The organism is Vibrio sp. YT-16 (assembly GCF_033337405.1).
In the GTDB taxonomy this organism is placed as follows: Bacteria; Pseudomonadota; Gammaproteobacteria; order Enterobacterales; family Vibrionaceae; genus Vibrio; species Vibrio alginolyticus.
Genome location: NZ_JAWOQQ010000046.1, coordinates 1 through 2,951, shown reverse-complemented (window position 1 = coordinate 2,951; position 2,951 = coordinate 1). Strand labels below are relative to the sequence as shown.

Here is a 2,951-nt window from a genome sequence, read left to right as displayed (position 1 = left end):
CATTGAGTCCATCAAAACCCCTTGGGTGTTGTATGGTTAAGCCTCACGGGCAATTAGTACAGGTTAGCTCAACGCCTCACAACGCTTACACACCCTGCCTATCAACGTCGTAGTCTACGACAACCCTTTAGGATACTTAAAGTATCAGGGAGAACTCATCTCAAGGCTCGCTTCCCGCTTAGATGCTTTCAGCGGTTATCGATCCCGAACTTAGCTACCGGGCAATGCGTCTGGCGACACAACCCGAACACCAGAGGTTCGTCCACTCCGGTCCTCTCGTACTAGGAGCAGCCCCTTTCAATTCTCCAACGCCCACGGCAGATAGGGACCGAACTGTCTCACGACGTTCTAAACCCAGCTCGCGTACCACTTTAAATGGCGAACAGCCATACCCTTGGGACCGACTTCAGCCCCAGGATGTGATGAGCCGACATCGAGGTGCCAAACACCGCCGTCGATATGAACTCTTGGGCGGTATCAGCCTGTTATCCCCGGAGTACCTTTTATCCGTTGAGCGATGGCCCTTCCATTCAGAACCACCGGATCACTATGACCTGCTTTCGCACCTGCTCGAATTGTCATTCTCGCAGTCAAGCGGGCTTATGCCATTGCACTAACCTCACGATGTCCAACCGTGATTAGCCCACCTTCGTGCTCCTCCGTTACGCTTTGGGAGGAGACCGCCCCAGTCAAACTACCCACCAGGCACTGTCCGCAACCCCGATAAGGGGTCGACGTTAGAACATCAACACTACAAGGGTGGTATTTCAAGGACGGCTCCACGCAATCTAGCGACTGCGCTTCAAAGCCTCCCACCTATCCTACACATGTAGGGTCAATGTTCAGTGCCAAGCTGTAGTAAAGGTTCACGGGGTCTTTCCGTCTAGCCGCGGGTACACTGCATCTTCACAGCGATTTCAATTTCACTGAGTCTCGGGTGGAGACAGCGTGGCCATCATTACGCCATTCGTGCAGGTCGGAACTTACCCGACAAGGAATTTCGCTACCTTAGGACCGTTATAGTTACGGCCGCCGTTTACCGGGGCTTCGATCAAGAGCTTCGACCGAAGTCTAACCCCATCAATTAACCTTCCGGCACCGGGCAGGCGTCACACCGTATACGTCATCTTGCGATTTTGCACAGTGCTGTGTTTTTAATAAACAGTTGCAGCCACCTGGTATCTGCGACTCTCAATAGCTCCATCCGCGAGGGACTTCACCGTCGAGAGCGTACCTTCTCCCGAAGTTACGGTACCATTTTGCCTAGTTCCTTCACCCGAGTTCTCTCAAGCGCCTTGGTATTCTCTACCCGACCACCTGTGTCGGTTTGGGGTACGATTCCTTACAATCTGAAGCTTAGAGGCTTTTCCTGGAAGCATGGCATCAATGACTTCACACCCGTAGGTGCTCGACGTCGTGTCTCAGCCTTAGAAAGAGCCGGATTTACCTAACTCTTCAGCCTACGCACTTGAACCTGGACAACCGTCGCCAGGCCCACCTAGCCTTCTCCGTCCCCCCATCGCAATTGTAAGAAGTACGGGAATATTAACCCGTTTCCCATCGACTACGCCTTTCGGCCTCGCCTTAGGGGTCGACTTACCCTGCCCCGATTAACGTTGGACAGGAACCCTTGGTCTTCCGGCGAGGAGGTTTTTCACCCCCTTTATCGTTACTCATGTCAGCATTCGCACTTCTGATACGTCCAGCATGCGTTACCACACACCTTCAACCGCTTACAGAACGCTCCCCTACCCAATGCACTAAAGTGCATTGCCGCAGCTTCGGTTTACTACTTAGCCCCGTTACATCTTCCGCGCAGGCCGACTCGACCAGTGAGCTATTACGCTTTCTTTAAATGATGGCTGCTTCTAAGCCAACATCCTGGCTGTCTGAGCCTTCCCACATCGTTTCCCACTTAGTAGTAATTTGGGACCTTAGCTGGCGGTCTGGGTTGTTTCCCTCTCCACGACGGACGTTAGCACCCGCCGTGTGTCTCCCGGATAGTACTTACTGGTATTCGGAGTTTGCAAAGGGTTGGTAAGTCGGGATGACCCCCTAGCCTTAACAGTGCTCTACCCCCAGTAGTATTCGTCCGAGGCGCTACCTAAATAGCTTTCGGGGAGAACCAGCTATCTCCAGGTTTGATTGGCCTTTCACCCCTAGCCACAAGTCATCCGCTAATTTTTCAACATTAGTCGGTTCGGTCCTCCAGTTGATGTTACTCAACCTTCAACCTGCCCATGGCTAGATCACCTGGTTTCGGGTCTATATCCAGAGACTGAACGCCCAGTTAAGACTCGGTTTCCCTACGGCTCCCCTAGATGGTTAACCTTGCCACTGAATATAAGTCGCTGACCCATTATACAAAAGGTACGCAGTCACAGGACAAAGCCTGCTCCTACTGCTTGTACGTACACGGTTTCAGGTTCTATTTCACTCCCCTCACAGGGGTTCTTTTCGCCTTTCCCTCACGGTACTGGTTCACTATCGGTCAGTCAGTAGTATTTAGCCTTGGAGGATGGTCCCCCCATATTCAGACAGGATATCACGTGTCCCGCCCTACTCGATTTCACTGAACACACGTCGTCAACTACGGGACTATCACCCTGTATCGTCGGCCTTTCCAGGCTGTTCGTCTAACGCGTGTAAAGCTTAAGGGCTAGTCCAATTTCGCTCGCCGCTACTTTCGGAATCTCGGTTGATTTCTTTTCCTCGGGGTACTTAGATGTTTCAGTTCCCCCGGTTCGCCTCGTTATGCTATGTATTCACATAACGATACTTACTTATGTAAGTGGGTTTCCCCATTCGGAAATCCCAGACTCAAATGGTTTTTACTACCTAATCTGGGCTTATCGCAAGTTAATACGTCCTTCATCGCCTCTGACTGCCAAGGCATCCACCGTGTACGCTTAGTCACTTAACCATACAACCCGAAGGAGTTTCGAGTTGAT

1 rRNA gene is annotated in these 2,951 nt (G+C 51.7%); it reads right to left on the bottom strand.

The features are described 5' to 3' along the window. Positions 1-32: 32 nt before the first annotated feature. Positions 33-2,923 (bottom strand): 23S ribosomal RNA (locus tag R7F07_RS24510). Positions 2,924-2,951 lie beyond the last annotated feature (28 nt).